This window comes from Massilia sp., assembly GCF_031995545.1.
Taxonomy (GTDB): domain Bacteria; phylum Pseudomonadota; class Gammaproteobacteria; order Burkholderiales; family Burkholderiaceae_D; genus Telluria.
In genome coordinates this window covers 38,035-54,829 of record NZ_DAMAGA010000016.1, presented here as the reverse complement: position 1 = coordinate 54,829, position 16,795 = coordinate 38,035, and the positions used below count along the sequence as shown (strand labels likewise).

General features: G+C 62.6%; 12 protein-coding genes. 7 read left to right on the top strand and 5 right to left on the bottom strand.

The features are described 5' to 3' along the window. Window positions 1–5: 5 nt before the first annotated feature. From RTQ83_RS13365 to tssK, 5 genes are all read right to left on the bottom strand, one after another. Window positions 6–2,738 carry a TonB-dependent receptor gene (locus RTQ83_RS13365; RefSeq protein WP_312515262.1) on the bottom strand — a complete coding sequence of 911 codons (2,733 nt, stop codon included), beginning with the start codon at window positions 2,736–2,738 and terminating at the stop codon, window positions 6–8. Between the two features lie 671 nt (window positions 2,739–3,409). After that, entirely contained in the window at window positions 3,410–3,871 is a 462-nt protein-coding gene (locus RTQ83_RS13360) for a hypothetical protein (protein WP_312515259.1), read from the bottom strand. A gap of 47 nt (window positions 3,872–3,918) precedes the next feature. Beyond that, entirely contained in the window at window positions 3,919–7,680 is a 3,762-nt protein-coding gene (locus tag RTQ83_RS13355; RefSeq protein ID WP_312515256.1) for a type VI secretion system Vgr family protein, read from the bottom strand. Continuing rightward, window positions 7,677–8,456 (bottom strand): type IVB secretion system protein IcmH/DotU, encoded by a 780-nt coding sequence (gene icmH / locus RTQ83_RS13350; protein WP_312515253.1) that lies wholly within the window; start codon window positions 8,454–8,456, stop codon window positions 7,677–7,679. The genes RTQ83_RS13355 and icmH overlap by 4 nt, the downstream gene beginning before the upstream one ends. A gap of 18 nt (window positions 8,457–8,474) precedes the next feature. Continuing rightward, complete coding sequence (tssK, locus tag RTQ83_RS13345; RefSeq protein ID WP_312515250.1) at window positions 8,475–9,821, bottom strand: type VI secretion system baseplate subunit TssK; 1,347 nt, start codon at window positions 9,819–9,821, stop codon at window positions 8,475–8,477. Between the two features lie 236 nt (window positions 9,822–10,057). Between tssK and RTQ83_RS13340 the strand changes: the two genes are divergently transcribed. The 7 genes from RTQ83_RS13340 (at window position 10,058) to tssG (ending at window position 16,741) form a co-directional block, all read left to right on the top strand. Next, the gene (locus RTQ83_RS13340; protein ID WP_312515247.1) at window positions 10,058–10,645 is read left to right on the top strand and encodes a hypothetical protein; all 588 of its coding nucleotides are present in this window, start codon (window positions 10,058–10,060) and stop codon (window positions 10,643–10,645) included. Between the two features lie 85 nt (window positions 10,646–10,730). Continuing rightward, complete coding sequence (gene tssB, locus RTQ83_RS13335) at window positions 10,731–11,240, top strand: type VI secretion system contractile sheath small subunit (protein WP_312515242.1); 510 nt, start codon at window positions 10,731–10,733, stop codon at window positions 11,238–11,240. 3 nt (window positions 11,241–11,243) lie between these two features. Beyond that, on the top strand, window positions 11,244–12,728 hold the full coding sequence (tssC, locus tag RTQ83_RS13330; RefSeq protein WP_312515239.1) for a type VI secretion system contractile sheath large subunit: 1,485 nt from the start codon (window positions 11,244–11,246) through the stop codon (window positions 12,726–12,728). Between the two features lie 31 nt (window positions 12,729–12,759). Next, window positions 12,760–13,251: a type VI secretion system tube protein Hcp gene (locus tag RTQ83_RS13325; protein WP_312515236.1), complete on the top strand. Its 492-nt coding sequence runs from the start codon at window positions 12,760–12,762 to the stop codon at window positions 13,249–13,251. A gap of 94 nt (window positions 13,252–13,345) precedes the next feature. Further along, window positions 13,346–13,837 (top strand): type VI secretion system baseplate subunit TssE, encoded by a 492-nt coding sequence (gene tssE / locus RTQ83_RS13320; protein ID WP_312515234.1) that lies wholly within the window; start codon window positions 13,346–13,348, stop codon window positions 13,835–13,837. A gap of 1 nt (window position 13,838) precedes the next feature. Next, a complete protein-coding gene (tssF, locus tag RTQ83_RS13315; protein WP_312515231.1) occupies window positions 13,839–15,683 on the top strand; it encodes a type VI secretion system baseplate subunit TssF in 1,845 nt (614 codons plus the stop codon). Beyond that, window positions 15,647–16,741, top strand: coding sequence for a type VI secretion system baseplate subunit TssG (tssG, locus tag RTQ83_RS13310; RefSeq protein WP_312515228.1), 1,095 nt, complete (start codon window positions 15,647–15,649; stop codon window positions 16,739–16,741). The genes tssF and tssG overlap by 37 nt, the downstream gene beginning before the upstream one ends. Window positions 16,742–16,795 lie beyond the last annotated feature (54 nt).

Here is a 16,795-nt window from a genome sequence, read left to right as displayed (position 1 = left end):
GGTCGTCAACGGAACGTGTAGTTGGCGCTGGCGTAGAAGCGGCGGCCGCGCGGGTCGGTGTAGCTCGGATCGTAGCCGGACAGGAAGTAATACGCCTGGTTCGAATACGGCGGGCTCTCGTCGAACATGTTCTGCACGCCGACGCGCAGCTTGAGCGCGCTGTTGACCTGGTACGCGCCCGACAGATCCCACAGCGAGTACGACTTGACGCGGTTCTGCGCCACCACGCTGCCGTCGTCGATGTTGATCGCCGTGTTCTGGTCTTCGTAGCCGCTCGACCAGGTGTTCTGCAGGCTGCTTGAGAACGGACCCTGATCCCAGTCGAAGCTGACCGTGTGGCGCCAGCGCTGCACCACGCCGTCGGTGACGAAGCGGTTCAGGTTACTGACGAACGCGTCGCCCGGCGCGTTCTGGATTTTCGACGACAGCACATAGGTGCCGTTCAGGCGTCCGCCAAAGCGGCCAATGGCCGTGTCGACGCCGCGCACCGTGACTGCCAGATCGAGTCCGCGCGCCAGCTGAGCGCCGCGGTTTTCCTTGCGCAGTTCGATGTAGTCGATCAGGCCATCTTCGTCGCGGTACACCAGGCTGCCGTACTTGGCCAGGTTGCCGAGGATGATGTCGTCGCCGATCTCGCTGATCAGGTTGGTGCGCTTGATGTTCCAGTAGTCGAGCGAGGCGCTGACGTGGCGCCCGGCCGCGAACACCGCGCCGAGCGAGAACTGGCGGCTCTTCTCGGGCTTCAGGTTCTCGTTGCTGTAGCGGCGCGTGTCCCAGTTGTCGGCGCAGTCGGCGTAGTTGTTGTCGACCGTGGCGCAGTAGACCGGATCGGGCAGGGTGGCGGTGGCGCTGTACACGGTCGGGCGGTGCAGCTCGGTCATGGTCGGGGCGCGGAAGCCGCGTCCGGCCGAGGCGCGCAGCAGCAGCGCGTCGCTCGGGCGGTAGCTCAGGCCGATCTTGGGGCTGGCGGCGCCGCCGACCTGCTGGTAATGGTCGTAGCGCGCCGACAACTGCGCTTCCCATTGCTTGGCGAACGGCACCAGCACCTCGCCGTAGAGCGCGGCCACGTTGCGGCTGTCGCTGGTGGCGCGGCCGCCTTCCGGCGCGGCGTCGTTGTTGATGTTGTCGCTCAGGAGCAGGGCGGACGGGGTGAAGCGGTTGCGCTCGCGCCGCGCTTCGCCGCCGATCGCCACCGCCAGGTCGCCGCCGGCCAGCGGCGTCACGGCGCGCGAGAACTTGAAGTCGAACGAGTCGAGCGTGCCGCGCGCACGGCGCACCACGTCGTTGACCTGGATGCTGTCGAGCAGGGCCACGCCTTCGGCGCTCGATGGGCCGAACGGGTTGATGCGGCCGTCGGCGATCCCTTCCAGCAGCTCGTTGTACAGCACGTAGCCGTGGGTGTCCTTGTCCTTGACGGTGTTGACGCTGTGGTTGAAGGCGGCGTCATAGTCCCAACCACCCAGCGTGCCGTTCATGCCGACCACGAAGCGCATGCCTTCGCTGGTCAGTTCGCTGGTGCGCTGGCCGGCTTCGTTAAGGCGCATGCGCAGTTCGAGTTCGCCCGGATAGTCGTCGTCCAGCTGATCGAGGCCGGTGCCGGCCAGTTGCGGCACGCGGCTGAAGTCGATGTAGCCGGTAACACGCGCGGCCGAGCCGGTGTACCAGGTCTTGGAACGGGTGAGCGCCACTTCGGCATAGGCCTGGTGGCCGGCGCCGAGCTTGATCACGCCGCGGCTGAGCAGGCTGGCCTTTTCCGACTTCGGATACAGCTCGGTGTCGCCCATGTAGTTATAGGTGCAGGCATCAACGCCGCCGGTGCCGGCCGGCAGGTAGACGTTGGCCGGCGGCGCGCAATTCGGCACCGACAGGTTGATCAGGCGGTTGGTGATCGGCTGGCCGTTGATGGTGAAGCCGAGTTCCTGCAGGTGGTCGCGCTGGTTCGAGGTCAGGCGGATGTTGGCCGGGCCGGTGTAGCCGGACAGCAGGTGGCCGAGGCGCTGCTCGACCTCTAGGGCTGGGATGAAGCTGCGCTGCGAGGTGTTCAGGGCGTTGGTGCGCTGGAAGTCGGCGACGGCAAAGATGTTGTAGCCGTCGCGTTCCAGTTCGCCCTTGCCGGCGCTGATGCTGGCAGTACGTTTGCCCGCGCCGCCTTCGTCGGTCTTGCCGCCGTAGACGTTCAGTTCCAGGCCCTGGTAATCCTTGCGGGTGATGAAGTTGATCACGCCGCCGATGGCGTCGGTGCCGTACAGGGCCGAGGCGCCGTCGAGCAGCACTTCGACGCGCTCGAGCGCGGCGGCCGGGATGTTGTTCAGGTCCACGCCGCTGTCGTCGCCGGGCGAAGCGAAGTTGGCCATGCGGCGGCCGTTGAGCAGCACCAGGGTGGACGAGGTGCCGATGCCGCGCAGGTTGGCGCTGTTGAAGCCGCGCTGGTCGCCGCCGACGTTGATGCTGGCGCCGTCGGTCAGGCCGTTGACGTTGGCCGAGACGCGGCCAAGGATTTCGGCAGCGGTGGTGACGCCGGTTTTTTCGATCTCGGCGCGCGAGATGATTTCGACGGGGAGCGCGGTTTCGGATTGGACGCGGCGGATGGCGGAGCCGGTGACTTCGACGCGCGGCAGTTCTGCCGCGATTTCCTGCGCCACGGCAGTGCTGCCGAGTGTGCCTGCCAGGGTGGTCCAGGCGCCCGCAAGCAGGATGCCGCGGACGGCGCGTGCTCCCGCTTTCAGGTTCGTATTCATTGTTTCTCCTTGATGAAAACTCGGCTTAAACCGGGATGGTAATCGGGAGAGAAACAAGAAGGGTAAATATTAAATTAAGATGCAATGGTTGTTGTAAATATGAAACGTCGTCGTGGTTGGGGTAGTAGTGTATATGTTGACAGCGCGAAAGGGCAGTGATCTCGTTTCGACGACGCGGGTGCTGGCAATGAAGTGCGGTCAGGGTGATTTCGATGTGTTAGCGACTGCGAAAGCAATTACTTCATGTCGTCAGGTCGTTGCGTAATAGCGGTGGAATCGACCGCCATAATACGCAACAGCATTCGGTCGTCGGATTTGCAAAATTTTCCAGCGACCTCGGGTAAAGACAAGGTGGGCATACCAGTCGCAATCCTGCATTCGGATGAGCAATCTTTGCAACTAAGGCGATGTAGTCAGTACGGCCGGGAACGCCACCATGAAACTCGGGAGTGGTAACCAGCTCCCATTGAGCGGAGATGAACGGAAGCTTTAGACAAAGTAGTTGTTTCAGGGCGTCGAGGTAGGTCGACGGTGTTTCCCATATTCCTCTGAGTTGCAGCCACTTGACAGTACATACACCACGCGGATAAAGACGATCAAATGCACGATATGGGAATCGATTTTAGGCTGCCCTGAAACTGCTCATCGTGTTATTAATTGGATTTGTAAAGTTATGGAGAAATGGTGCGACTACGTTCGCGGTATGTTTTTTTATCGAGAATCTGAATGGTGGAATAGCCAGAAAATTTTGTGGTTTCAACTTGATCATCAATGCGGATATTGCTGACTATGCCTATCTCTGCCGTTATGTCGACATACTCCTGTTTGAAGGCGTGAATCTCGTCAATGTAAAGAATAGTGCTCATTTTAACTGATTCTCCAGGATGCATTTTGGTAAATATATCCTTGAATCTCCAGTCAGGCATACCCGTTCGTAACGAAATTTCCGTTTTAGTGATATTGTCGAAGAGTCGCCCAGACGGCCCAAGCCGATTCATGTAAGCAAGAGGAAATCCAATAACTGACGAGCTCGTATTTTTAATGGTAATCTCGATGGGCATATCTCGCCCATTGGCGATGCAATTTGTATGGTAAGGGCAAAACAATTCCACTGTTAAAATTTGGTTTTCCATAGTATATGCATATGTTGACGGGCTACCAAGAAGTAGAGCCAGTAGAACTAGCCTAAGAGAATGTCGCATTTAATCTTTCTACCAATTTTTTCGGAGAGAAGTGTTTGCACTTCATATGCGATTTGCCAAGCATGTCTAGGTTCAATTTTGGTCTCGTCCCGTACAGACATGATATTCGCTCCTTCTTCGCCAGGTGCGCGCGATGAAGCAAGCGCATCAATGGGCGCATCCCCTGACCCGTCAGGCTTGAAATAGGTGACGAGTCGATCTTCTCCTGCCTTGGTTGAATATTCATCTGCGAGACCGTAGCAATGAGCTAATTCATGTGCATACACAAATTCATCGCTCTCAGGAATAACTGATATTTGTGTGAGTCCAACACTTTCTCGAAATTTCGCGGCATCTGCTCCCAAGTGAATCATCATCTTATAATGTTCACCGCTATCAACCCATTTTATTCTGTATTCGATTGGGAAAGTACGAATTCCACATTCGGGGTCGATAATCTTGATTTTAAGCTTGTTATTCCAGTACTGAGCAAGACCACGTTCGGCCTTGGCTTGAACTAATGGAATCGTAAGCTGATCGTTTTTGTCTAGCGACTCCTGCCTGGCTTTGTCCATTCTCCGTCTTTGTATTTCCAAACCAGTGGACAAGTAAATTTGTGGCTTAATACGCAGTTCGGCGATAACGCTCGATCCTGATTTGGTCGGAACATAAAGGGAAAATTTCGCTTCTTGTTCAAATAAAACTTGATTGCCGTTGAGGTCAGTTGTCAAGTGATACAAATCCGCAGTTTTTGTATTGACTTCTTTTTCGTAATCTTCAATCCAGCAATTGGCTTTTTTGGTAAATACTTCTTTGCGAGCTTTTATTTCTACCGGACTGGTAACCGATTTTTCGGCGGCTTTATATTTCGTGCTACTGGCTTTTGGAACTAATAACTTTTCATCATGAGAACTTTGGCGCGGCGATTGAATCAGGCCTAATGTAAGTTGCTCAACATCAGCCGTTGCTACGGTATGCGTGCGCCCTAAGTCATCAGTTACACCTTCTTCGAAAGTTCCATCGATACGTGTAATCCGATAAGGATGGCGGGGTAAGGGTTCACGAGTCTTGATGTCTTTGATAATGAAACCTTCGTCGAAAAGCTTTAATCTGCTATCCGGCAGTGGTTCAAAACGAGGTGCGCCTTCGGCACCCTGTTCGAATATATGTTGACTACCTTTAACCGTGAAACTTCCTGGGCAAGCGAACGTGATATTCCCGCCCTCCAGCGTTACCGAAGACTGCCCTGCCTGGAGCACTATCTTCTCTTTTGCCTTGATCTCGATGACATCGTTCACCGACACGATCGTGACCGCCTTGTCCGCCAAAATCTCCAACTGGTCGGTATGCGCCTGCAGTGACACCGGCCCATTCGCCGCCACTGCCTGGATCTCGCCGTCATGCGTGAACAACCCGGTCGCGTTCGCCGACACCGACGCTACCGTATGCGCCGCCGCCATGTGCAGATCAGCTTGCGTCGTCCACTGCAATTGCCCGCCGGCGAACAGCGCGGTAGACGCCGGCGTTGCCCAGTTGATGCTGGCCGGCCCCTCCATCAACACGATCGGCTGCCCGAACTTCTCCACCGGCGCCGCCGCATCGAGCTCGCGCGCACCGGTACTCGCCTTGAGCGCATCCTGCCCGCCGACGCCGGCATCGAACTTTCCACTTTCCTCCGGATCGACCTGTTTGATGAAATCCGCCTGCGCCTGCTGCGCATCCTTGCTCGACAACGCCTTCTGCTGGCCAGCCGCATCGATCAGTACAGTATTCAATTCCGCAGCCCCGCGCAGCAACCCCACCGCCTCCGCGCTATCGAGCTGTGTCGACGTCACGCCGCTGCCTTGCTGCGTCCGCGCCGTCGCCGAAATCAAGGTCCCTTCACCGCCACGCACCACCGCCCAGGCATCGGTCCTTAGCTCGAACCCTTGCCCGCGATAACTCCCGCGCTGCGCCGACCCGACCGCCTGCTGCACCAGATACCCAAGATTGAGCTGCGTCGCCGCGCTGCTGGTCGCCAGCCGCGTACGCACCTGCCCGCTGGTATCGTCGACCACCCACTGGTTATATCCGCCGCCATCGAAGTTATTGCTGTGAATCCCCGAGATCACACCCGCGTGATTGACCTCGGTATCGACCCCGGCCGAGAACGGCGGCGTATCCGACCCGGTGTACAGCTGCGCCACCACCAGCGGCCGGTCCATGTCGCCTTCGATGAAATCGACCAGCACCTCGGTGCCGATGCGCGGCGTGAACTGCGAGCCCCAGTTCGGGCCGGCCAGCGCTTCGGCCACGCGCACCCAGGTGCCGGAGGCGTCGTTGCCCGGCGCATTGCCTTGTTCGTCGGTATCGTGCGCCAGTCCGCCCGGATTGCTGGCCGCGCCGCGCTGCCAGGCAAACTGAATGCGCACCTGATGCTCGCGCGTAGTCGTATTGATCGTCTCCGGCAAGCCGACGATCAGCGCCGTCTGCGGTCCGAGCGCGGCGCCGGCGAAGCGCGCGGCACTGGCGCGCGGCACGATGGCGACCGTGTCGCGCACGCAGGCGAAGCGGTTGCGATAGGTGCCCGGTTCCAGCTCCTCGGTGTCAAGCGGGGCGAGGGCGCCAATCTGCGGCGTGCCTGACGCCAGCAGCCGCGCCAGCGCGCCATCGAGCGCCGGCCCGAAGTTGTTGCGCGCCTCATGCTCGACCCACAATGTAGTGAACAGATTGGCGCCATCGGCATAGTTCTCGTGCTGGGTCAGCTGAAAGCCGTGACCCGCCGCCATGCGCCGCACCGCGCCCGCGCCCTCGAACTGCTTGTTATCGAGTTCCAGCGCCTGCAGCATCAGGCGGCTGTGCAGGTCCGCCCCGGCATTGTCCGCATGCCGGCGCTCGGCACTGCCGTCGTAGATCGCCAGCGACGGCAGTTCGCCGGTCTCCAGATTGCTCATCTGCTCGGCCGCCGGCGCCACCAGCTGCGCCGGATCCCAGCTGCTGATGGTCACCGCATTGGCCTGCACCCGCCGGCGCGCGGCAAAGCTGTCGATCGCATCGTCGTCATCGGTGGCGCGCACGCCATGAAAGCGCAAGACCTCGCCGCCCGGTGTCGGCGGCAGGGCCGCGGCGCTGTCGAAGAACACGACCTTGTGCCGCGCATGCTGCTGTCCACCGTCGCCTTCCGAATCGCCCTCCTGGTCGTGCTCGAAACGCCAGCTCAAGCCTTCGGCCGCCAGCACCCGCTGCAGGAACTCCAGGTCGCTCTCGCGATACTGGGTCCAGATCGGCCGCACCGCCAGTTCCTGCGACACGTCGAATTCGAAGCGTACCTGCGGATAATCGGCCAGCAGCTCGGTGATCAGGTCGCGCGCATTCTTGTCCTGGAAGATGTAGCTGTCGCGCCGCAACCCGAGCAGCGCCAGCGCCGGCTGCAGGTGCAGTCGATAGCGCGCCAGCCCGCCGTCGGCGCCGAGCCAGGCCGCATCGACACACAGCCCATGCCACGAGCGCCGCAATCCGTCCGGCTGCAGCAGCCCGAGCGTGATCTCTTCGCCGATGAACTGCGCCAGATCGAGGTCGGTCGAGGTGCTGAGCGCATCGATCTCGATATCGAACAATTCATTGACCGCTTCGCGCCCCGCGAAGCGTTCCGCCACCAGCGCCTGCGGCAATGCCGAGTCCTGCGCGGTGGCGAGCGTGATCAGGCGCGCGTGCTGGCTCAGCTTGACGCCGAACAGCGCGTCGATGCCGGGCAGCGCGGCGATGTCCGACAGCGCGATCACGGCAGCGTGATGGTCAGGTTGGCCTGGCGTGGCGCCAGCTTGACGACGTCGTTATAGGCGCTCAGCGTCGTCTCGGTGCCCTTGCCCAGCACCGTGCGCAGGCCCATGTAGCCGAGCGCGCACACCAGCGCGAACACCGAGCACAGTACCCACAGCGGCACTTCATTGCGCAGCTTGTGGATGATCTGGTCCGGCCGTTCGGCGTGCGGCGCGAAGCCGCCCTTGCGGCCCTTCATGTGGGCGATCTCGTCGCCCAGGCGCGAGGTCAGGTAGGCCAGCTTTTCGGAACCCTCGATCATGTAGCGGCCCTGGAAGCCGAGCAGCAGGCACATATGGAATACTTCGAGCGCTTCCAGGTGGGCGCTGCCGCGCGCGCGCAGGTCTTCCAGACGGTTGAAGAAGTTCTCGCCGGCCAGCTGGTCGCCGAACAGCACCAGCTGCAGCGGACGGCGCGCCCAGTCGTCGCGGATCGCGTAGGGCGAGCGCAGGATGATTTCGTCGACCGCCGCGCAGAACGCGTACTTGGCGTTGTCGATGTCGTCGGGCGAAGCGCCTTGCTTTTTGGCGCCGCGCGTGAAGTCGTCCAGGAAGCGCGTGAGCTTGTTGCGGAACTCGGCTTCGGACTGCGGGCCGTTGCCGTTCTTGAGCATGAACAGAGCGTAGAACCCGTCGTACATCAGGTCCATCAGCGTGTGTTCGGTGCCGGGACCGGCCGCGACGTTGGGCGTGAACGACGGCTGGCCGCCGGGGATCAGGGAAGGGGCGCTGGAAGTCATGGCAAAGACAGTTCAGGTTCAGGAAGTGACGGCGACCAGGTCGAGCTTCAGGTCGCGCAGGCCGGAAGGCACGTAGATCGAGATCGATTGCGCCTGCAGCATGCGCTCGTACATCTGGCCCTTGGGGTCGAGCGAAAAATAATAGGTGTCGGGCCGCACCGGCACCGCCGCCGGCACCTGCGGCGCATGCGCCAGGCGCACGCCCGGCATCGCCGACAGCACGAACTTCTCGACGTCGTCCGGGGCGCCGACCTTGAAGCGCAGCGGCACCACGTCCACCAGTTCCACGCCCGGCAGGTCGGCCGAGACGCCCAGGTAGAAGCTGGTCTGGGCGTCGATCTTGCCCGAGTCGAGCATGCCGTGGTGGTACGAGGGTTTCACTTCGTTGAGGGCGATCGCGAAGTACTTGGACGAGATCACGGTGTCGAGCAACTCGCGGATGATGGCGTGCAGGCGCGCGAAGCCGGGGCCGGGATTGACGTGCTCGTAGGGCGGCAGTTCGCTCAGCGAGATCCCTTTCGAGAACGTCATCAGGGCGCCGGCCAGGCCGAGCAGCGCTTCGTACAGGCGCTCCGGATGCAGGGTCGGATGGTGGAAGTAGTGGCTCAGCGAGGCATGCGCCGAACTGGCCGTGTGCAGCAGCCAGAAGCTCGACATGTCGCCCGAGCGGAATTCGATCACGTGCTTGCTCGGCTCGCGGTGGTGGCCGTACAGGGCGTCGACCTTGGCCTGCAGCGCGTCGAGCAGGCGGCGCAGCTGCAGGAACAGCAGCGGCGCGCTGCGGATCGACAGGCTGGGCGGCACGAAGGCCGGATCCTGCTCGAAGCCGCCGGTCGACAGGCGGCGCAGGCGCAGCAGCGGTACCGATACATAGGAGTCGCGCGGCTCGGATTCCTGCACCAGGCGCAGCGACTTCTTCAGGTAGGCCAGCTGGGCGCTCGCGGCCTGGGTGTACAGGTCGGGCGTGTCGGCATTGTGCTGGGCGAAGCGTGCCGCGGCGCTGGCCTGGCCGTCGGGCGCGAAATTGCCGCCGAAGTGCTTGAAGGCGGGCAGGGCGGCGTAGAAGGTCAGCTCCTGCTGGCCGCGCGGGATCGCGCCCAGGTCGATCTCGGGCGGCAGGTCGTCCTCGCCCGGCGCGGCGTAGATTTCGCCGTCCGGAAAGTGGACTGTCAGTTCCAGCAGCCGCAAGGTATCGTTTTGCAAGGCATCGCGATCGACCTGCAGCGTGCCCACGCCCCAGCTGTACGGATGCAGCGCACGCACGCTGTCGCGCAGACGCGTCTCGTGGTAGCGGTCTTGCTGCTGAAAATGCTGAGGCCGCAGAAACAGCCCCTCGCCCCATAGAAGTTTCCCAGAAATGCTCATTGCATACCCTATTGACGACATATTAATGCTCGCTTACAACTGACAAGACAATAACATCGAAAAGTGAGAAGCGGTATTTCGAGCGCGTATCGTGCTGAGTATTGGTTACCCGCCGCGCATGAAAATGTCCGCTAGAGCTGATGTGAGCGCTTGAATTCCGATTTATGGTATTTTTCGGGGCATGACAGTCGAGCAATAGTGGATATCTACTATGCATAAACATTTTTGAGGACCGCATGACTTTATCTCCGAGCCTTCGCCGCCTGATGGGCGGCGCCCTGTGCGCGCTGGCGCTGAGCGCCTGCAGCACCGCACCCGTCAAGCCGCCGGCGCCGGCCGCGCCGCCGACGCTGGCGGACTTCATGGGCAAGGCAGCCGCCGCCGACAGTGCCGGCCAGAAGGAAGCCGCCATCGCGCTGTGGCGCCAGGCCGCCGGCGCCTACCCGGCCGACAAGGACCCATGGATCAAGATCGCCCAGACCCGCTACGACGCCGGCCAGTACGGCGAAGCGATCGTCAACGCCGAAGAAGTCAAGGTGCGCGATCCCAACGACCAGCTGGCCAACAGCATCATCGCCATCAGCGGCCTGCGCCTGTCGATCCGCGCCTTGTCGGACCTGCGCAGCCAGAACAACCTGTCGGGTTCGCTGCGCACCGAGTCGCAGGACCTGGCCAAGCTGCTGCGCGAAAGCCTGGGCGAGCAGGTCCTGATTCCGCCGCCACCGCCGCCGCGCAAGGCCGCCACGCCGGCGCCGACCCGCAGCGCGCGCAAGGGCGCCAAGCAGGCCGCCGAAAGCGCCGATCCGTTCGGGGCGCTGAAATAAGCAGCCGGGTCTTGACAGTTGCGGATGTATATCGCCAATACCGGCGCCGCCAGCACGGCGCCGTTCATGTGAAATGGGGAACCTCATGTCGAAAAAAGAAAGTGTCCAGAAGCGCCTGCAGAAAGTGCGTCCACCGCGGGTCCAGATGACCTATGACGTCGAGATCGGCGATGCGATCGAAAACAAGGAATTGCCGTTCGTGATGGGCGTGGTGGGCGACTTCGGCGGCCAGTCGCAGGTCGAGCAGAAGCGCCTCAAGGAGCGCAAGTTCGTCGGCGTCGACCGCGACAACTTCGACGAGGTCATGAAGGGCATCGAGCCGCGCGCCGCGTTCCAGGTGGCCGACGAGCTGGGCGAGGGCAACGGCAAGTTCGGCGTCGACCTCACCTTCAAGTCGATGGACGACTTCCGTCCGGAAGCGGTGGTGCAGCAGGTCGAACCTCTGAAAAAGCTGCTGGAAGCGCGCACCAAGCTGGCCGACCTGCGCAACAAGATGGCCGGCAACGACAAGCTCGAAGACCTCCTCAGCGACGTGCTCTCGAGCACCGAAAAGCTGGCCGAACTGGGCCAGCAAACCCCTGCCAAGAAAGACTGAACCATGTCCGTCCAAACCTCGTCCCAGGCCGCCGGCGCGGCCACCACCGAACTGGCGCTGCTGGACCAGATCGTCGAGCAGAGCAAGGTGGCCAAGTCGAGCACCGAGCACGCGCGCGCCAAGGACATCATTTCCGAGCTGGTGTCGCAAGTGATGGAAGGCACCGTGGTGGTGTCGGACAACCTGGCCGCCACGATCGACGCTCGGGTGGCGGAAATCGACGCCATGATCTCGCGCCAGCTGAGCGCCATCATGCACGCCCCTGAATTCCAGAAGATCGAAAGCAGCTGGACCGGCCTGAACTACCTGGTCAAGAACTCGTCCACCGGCCAGAACCTCAAGATCAAGATGCTCAACGCCACCAAGCGCGAGCTGGTGAAAGACTTCCAGAGCGCGCTCGAATTCGACCAGTCGACCATGTTCAAGAAGGTCTACGAAGAAGAATTCGGCACCTTCGGCGGCGCCCCGTTCGGCGCCTTGATCGGCGACTACGAGATCACGCGCCAGCCGGAAGACATGTACTTCATCGAGCAGATGTCGCACGTGGCGGCCGCCTCGCACGCGCCGTTCATCTCGGCCGCCTCGCCCGAACTGTTCGGCCTCGAAACCTACAGCGACCTGGGCAAACCGCGCGACCTGTCGAAGGTGTTCGACACCGTCGAATACGCCAAGTGGAAGTCGTTCCGCGAGTCGGAAGACGCGCGCTACGTCGGCCTGACGCTGCCGCGCTTCCTGGGCCGGCTGCCGTTCCACCCGGCCGACGGCGCCACCGTGGAAGGCTTCAACTTCGTCGAGGACGTGGACGGTACCGACCACGAGAAGTACCTGTGGTGCAACGCCGCTTACGCTTTCGGCGCGCGGTTGACGAGCGCCTTCGAGGACTACGGCTGGTGCGCCGCGATCCGCGGCGTCGAGGGTGGCGGCCTGGTGGAAGACCTGCCGACCCACACGTTTAAAACCGACGAAGGCGAAGTGGCGCTCAAGTGCCCGACCGAGATCGCGATCACCGACCGCCGCGAGAAAGAGTTGAGCGACCTCGGCTTCATCTCGCTGGTGCACTGCAAGAATACCGACTATGCCGCCTTCTTCGGCGCCCAGTCGGCCCAGAAAGCCAAGAAGTACAACAGCGACGCCGCCAACGCCAATGCGGTGCTGTCGGCCCAGCTGCAGTACATCTTCGCGGTGTCGCGCATCGCCCACTACATGAAGGCGATGATGCGCGACAAGATCGGCAGCTTCGCCTCGGCTTCCAACGTGGAAGACTTCCTGAACCGCTGGCTGACCCAGTACGTGCTGCTCGACGACAACGCCAGCCAGGAACAGAAGGCGCAGTTCCCGCTGCGCGAAGCGTCGGTGCAGGTGTCCGAAGTACCGGGCCGCCCGGGCGTGTACCGCGCGGTGTCGTTCCTGCGTCCGCATTTCCAGCTCGACGAGCTGTCTGTCTCACTCCGTCTGGTCGCGGAGCTGCCTCAATCGACCAAGTCGTAAATTTTTTTTCTAACCAACTCAAGGAACTAGCATGGCCATCGACGTATACCTGCAAATTGACGGCATCAAGGGTGAATCCACCGATACCGCGCACAAGGACTGGATCGAATGCCGTTCGGTGCAGTGGGAAGTGCTGCAGCCGAAATCGGCGACCGCATCGACCGGCGGCGGCCACACCGCCGAGCGTACCGAGCACAAGGACATCGTGGTGTCCAAGCTGGCCGACCTGGCGACCCCGCTGCTGCTGCAAAACTGCTCGTCGGGCAAGACCATCCCGAAAGCCAAGTTCGAATTCCTGCGCGCCGACGGCCAGGGCGAACGCATCAAGTACTTCGAGATCGAACTCGAGAACGTCCTAATCAGCAACGTGGCGCCGTCGGTCAATCCGGGCGACATCCTGTCGGAAAACGTGGCGCTGAAGTACTCCAAGGTCAAGTGGAAGTACACCCAGCAAAAAGTCGGCGGCGGCTCGGGCGGCAACACCTCGGGCGGCTGGGACCTGTCGGCCAACAAGACCGCCTGATAGCGCTCCTGGTCTTACGATCCTGAGCAGCGCGGCGGCGGCGCGATCACCTCGCCGCCGCCGCGCCCACTTCATTTCTTGATTCGGGAACCACATGAAAGGTTTTTCGCCGGGATTGTTCGATCGCCTGATGGAAGGTGGCCGCCATGGCGGCGTCGGGCCGGCCACGGTGTCACGGCTGTCGATCGAGGAACTCAAGGACAGCGTCGCGCGCGACCTGGAAGCGCTGCTCAACACCCGCGCCGCCTTCGGCGACCTGCGCATCCGCGACTATCCCGAGTGCGCGCGCTCGATCGTCACCTATGGCCTGAGCGATTTCGCCGGCCTCAGTCTGTCGAGCAGCGACGACCGCGCCCACATCTGTGCCTGCATCGAAAAGACCATCGCGCGCCATGAACCGCGCCTGCGCAACGTGCGCGCGGCGCTGGTGGTGCAGGAGGGCGCGATCAATCGCCTGAATTTTGCCATCACCGCCTTGCTGGTACTGCCGGCCGAGCAGGAACCGGTGAACTTCGACGCCGTGCTGCAGCCATCGAGCCTGCACTACACGATCAGCAAGGCACGCCGTCTGGCCCAGGGAAGCTGAATTGGAACAACTGTTACCGTATTACGAGCGTGAACTCGGATTCCTGCGCCGCTATTCGCGCGAATTCGCCGAACGCTATCCGAAGATCGCCGGCCGCCTGTTGATGGGCGGCGAGGTGTGCGAAGACCCGCACATCGAACGCATGATCCAATCGTTCGCGCTCCTGAATTCGCGCGTGGCCAAGCGCCTGGACGACGACTACCCCGAGCTGACCGAAGCGCTGTTCGAGGTGATGTACCCGCACTACCTGCGCCCGTTTCCTTCGTGCTCGATCGCGCGCATGGACTTCAGCGCCGCCGCGGCCCAGCTGACCACGGCCGGCGTGCTGGCGCGCGGCACCGAACTCGATACCCGCCCGGTGAAGGGCGTGGCCTGCACCTTCCGCACCGCCTACCCGGTGACGCTGGCGCCGCTGGCCCTGAGCCAGGCCGAATTCCAGCCGATCATCGACGCGCCGGAAGCCGTGATGCTGCCGCCGGGCGTGAGTTCCAGCATCGGCATCGGCATCGAGACCGCCGCGGCGCAAGTGAACATCGGCCAGCTCGGCGTGAGCAGCCTGCGCGTGTTCATCGACGGCGAGCCGTCGTTCTGCGCCGCGCTGCGCGACGCGCTGTTCATGCGCAGCGTGAAAGCCTGGGTCGAACCGGAACGCAGCGGGCGCTGGACGCCGCTCGGTGCGATTCCATTGAAGGCGGTCGGCTTCGACGAAGACGAGTCGCTGATCGAATTCTCGGCGCGCTCGCATCCGGCCTACCGGCTGCTGACCGAGTATTTCTGCTTCCCCGAGAAATTCAACTTCTTCGACATCGACCTGGCGGCGATTGTGGCGGCGCTGCCGCCCGGCTGCAAACGGTTTACGCTGCACCTGGGCCTCTCCGGCCTGCGCACCGACTCGAATATTGCGCGCATGCTGGGCACGATGACGACCAATAACCTGCTGCTCGGCTGCACGCCGGTGGTCAACCTGTTCCGCCAGCGCGGCGAACCGATCCGCCTGACGCATGCCACCGCCAGCTATCCGGTGCTGGCCGACGCGCGCCGCGCGTATGCGTTCGAGGTGCAGTCGATCGACTCGGTGAAGCTGGTGCGCCAGACGCCGCAGGGCGAATCGGTGGTCGAGTTCCGCCCGTTCTATTCGCTGCGCCATGGCGAAACCCCGGCCAAACATGGCCACTACTGGGTGATGCGGCGCGATGAGCTGGTGGCGCTGAAAAGCCCCGGCTACGAAACCGAGATCTCGATCGTCGACATCGATTTCGACCCGGCCGCGATCGAGACCGACACCCTGAGCCTGGAACTGACCTGCACCAACCGCGACATGCCGCATGCGCTCAGCTACGGCCTGCCGGGCGGCGATTTGTTCCTGGAGGGCGGTTCGAGCATCCGCAGCATTGCGTTCCTGCGCCGTCCGAGCCCGGCGCAGCGCTTCGAGCGCGGGCGCGGCGCCCACTGGCGCCTGGTGTCGCACCTGTCGCTCAACCACCTGTCGCTGGCCGACAGCGGGGTGGAAGCTTTCCGCGAGATGCTGACCCTGTACGACCTGCCGCGTTCGGCGATTTCGCAGCGCCAGATCCGCGGCATCCACGCGATCGACTCGAAGGCCGCCAACGCGTGGCTGCCGGGTAACCCGTTCGCCTGCCTGGTGCGCGGCATCGAGGTGCGCCTGACGATCGACGAGGAAGCCTTCATCGGCAGCGGCATCCATGCCTTTGCCCACCTGATCGAATGCTTCCTCGGCCTGTACGTGCACGCCAACAGCTTCGTTCAACTCATGATCGTTTCCCGGAAAACCGGAGAGGAAATCTGGCGATGCGCACCCCGCAGCGGCGATTCGAGCCTAGTGTAATCGCCCGGCTGTTCGCGCAGCCGTACCGCTTCCAGTTCTTCCAGGCCGTGCGCATGCTGGAGCTCTGGCTCAAGCGCAACGGCTTGCCGCGCGAAGGGGCGGTGGCCAGCTTCCTGCGCTTCCAGAATTCGACCACGCTGAATTTCCCGGCCAGCCAGCTCGAAGCGATGGCGCCCGAGCCGCGTCCCGAAGGACAGGGTGACGCGGTCGACGGCGCGGCGCTTGGAGCGGCGCTGCGGCGCGGCGAAGTCAAGTACATCCGCATCACGCCGGCCTTCATGGGCTTTCTCGGCACCGCCGGCTCGCTGCCGGCGCACTACACCGAGCGGGTGGCGGCGCACGCCCTGTACGAACGCGATGACGGCCCGCGCGCCTTCCTCGACACCTTTTCCAACCGCAGCCTGGCGCTGTTCTACGAAGCCTGGCGCAAATACCGGCTCGAGCTGCAGTATGCGGTCGACGGCCAGGACCGCTTTTTGCCGCTGCTGCTGTCGATGGCGGGTGTCGGCAACCACACGCTCAAGCACCGCCTGTCGGACGGCGGCGAAGGGGTGCTGGACGAATCGGTGGCGTATTTCGCCGCCGCCATGCGTCAGCGTCCTGCCTCGGCGGCCCTGGTCGGCAGGGTGCTGAGCGACTATTTCGGCGAGCCGATTTCGGTCACGCAGTTCATCGGCGCCTGGTATGACGTGCCGAGTGCGCAGCAGACCACGCTCGGCGGCGCCAATGCCGGGCTGGGAATCAGCGCCCTGGTCGGCGCGCGCGTGTGGCAGCGCGACCTGCGCATGCGCCTGACGGTCGGGCCCTTGAGCCGGGCCGGCTACGAAGCCTTCCTGCCGGGCGGGCTGGCGGCGCGCGCACTGGGGCGGATGCTGTCGATGTTCACTGGCCTCACGCTCGAATACGAAGTCCACGTCGTGCTGCGCGCGTCCGACGTGGACGGCATCACGCTGAGCGAAGAGCGTGTCGGCGGGCGGCTGGGCTGGGACAGTTTCCTGTCGACCCAACCGGAGACGCGCGACCGCGACGACCTGCGCTACGAGCTGGCGGCGCTGTAGCCGGCGCCGGAGCCAATGCTGAAGTCAATTCACTCCCCATTCAACCAACCATAC

What these genes read in the sequence shown, in the direction of transcription:
- RTQ83_RS13365 (WP_312515262.1), bottom strand. Translation starts at nt 2,738, where the DNA reads ATGAATACGAACCTGAAAGCGGGAGCACGCGCCGTCCGCGGCATCCTG.
- RTQ83_RS13360 (WP_312515259.1), bottom strand. Translation starts at nt 3,871, where the DNA reads ATGGAAAACCAAATTTTAACAGTGGAATTGTTTTGCCCTTACCATACA.
- icmH (WP_312515253.1), bottom strand. Translation starts at nt 8,456, where the DNA reads ATGACTTCCAGCGCCCCTTCCCTGATCCCCGGCGGCCAGCCGTCGTTC.
- tssK (WP_312515250.1), bottom strand. Translation starts at nt 9,821, where the DNA reads ATGAGCATTTCTGGGAAACTTCTATGGGGCGAGGGGCTGTTTCTGCGG.
- RTQ83_RS13340 (WP_312515247.1), top strand. Translation starts at nt 10,058, where the DNA reads ATGACTTTATCTCCGAGCCTTCGCCGCCTGATGGGCGGCGCCCTGTGC.
- tssB (WP_312515242.1), top strand. Translation starts at nt 10,731, where the DNA reads ATGTCGAAAAAAGAAAGTGTCCAGAAGCGCCTGCAGAAAGTGCGTCCA.
- tssC (WP_312515239.1), top strand. Translation starts at nt 11,244, where the DNA reads ATGTCCGTCCAAACCTCGTCCCAGGCCGCCGGCGCGGCCACCACCGAA.
- RTQ83_RS13325 (WP_312515236.1), top strand. Translation starts at nt 12,760, where the DNA reads ATGGCCATCGACGTATACCTGCAAATTGACGGCATCAAGGGTGAATCC.
- tssE (WP_312515234.1), top strand. Translation starts at nt 13,346, where the DNA reads ATGAAAGGTTTTTCGCCGGGATTGTTCGATCGCCTGATGGAAGGTGGC.
- tssG (WP_312515228.1), top strand. Translation starts at nt 15,647, where the DNA reads ATGCGCACCCCGCAGCGGCGATTCGAGCCTAGTGTAATCGCCCGGCTG.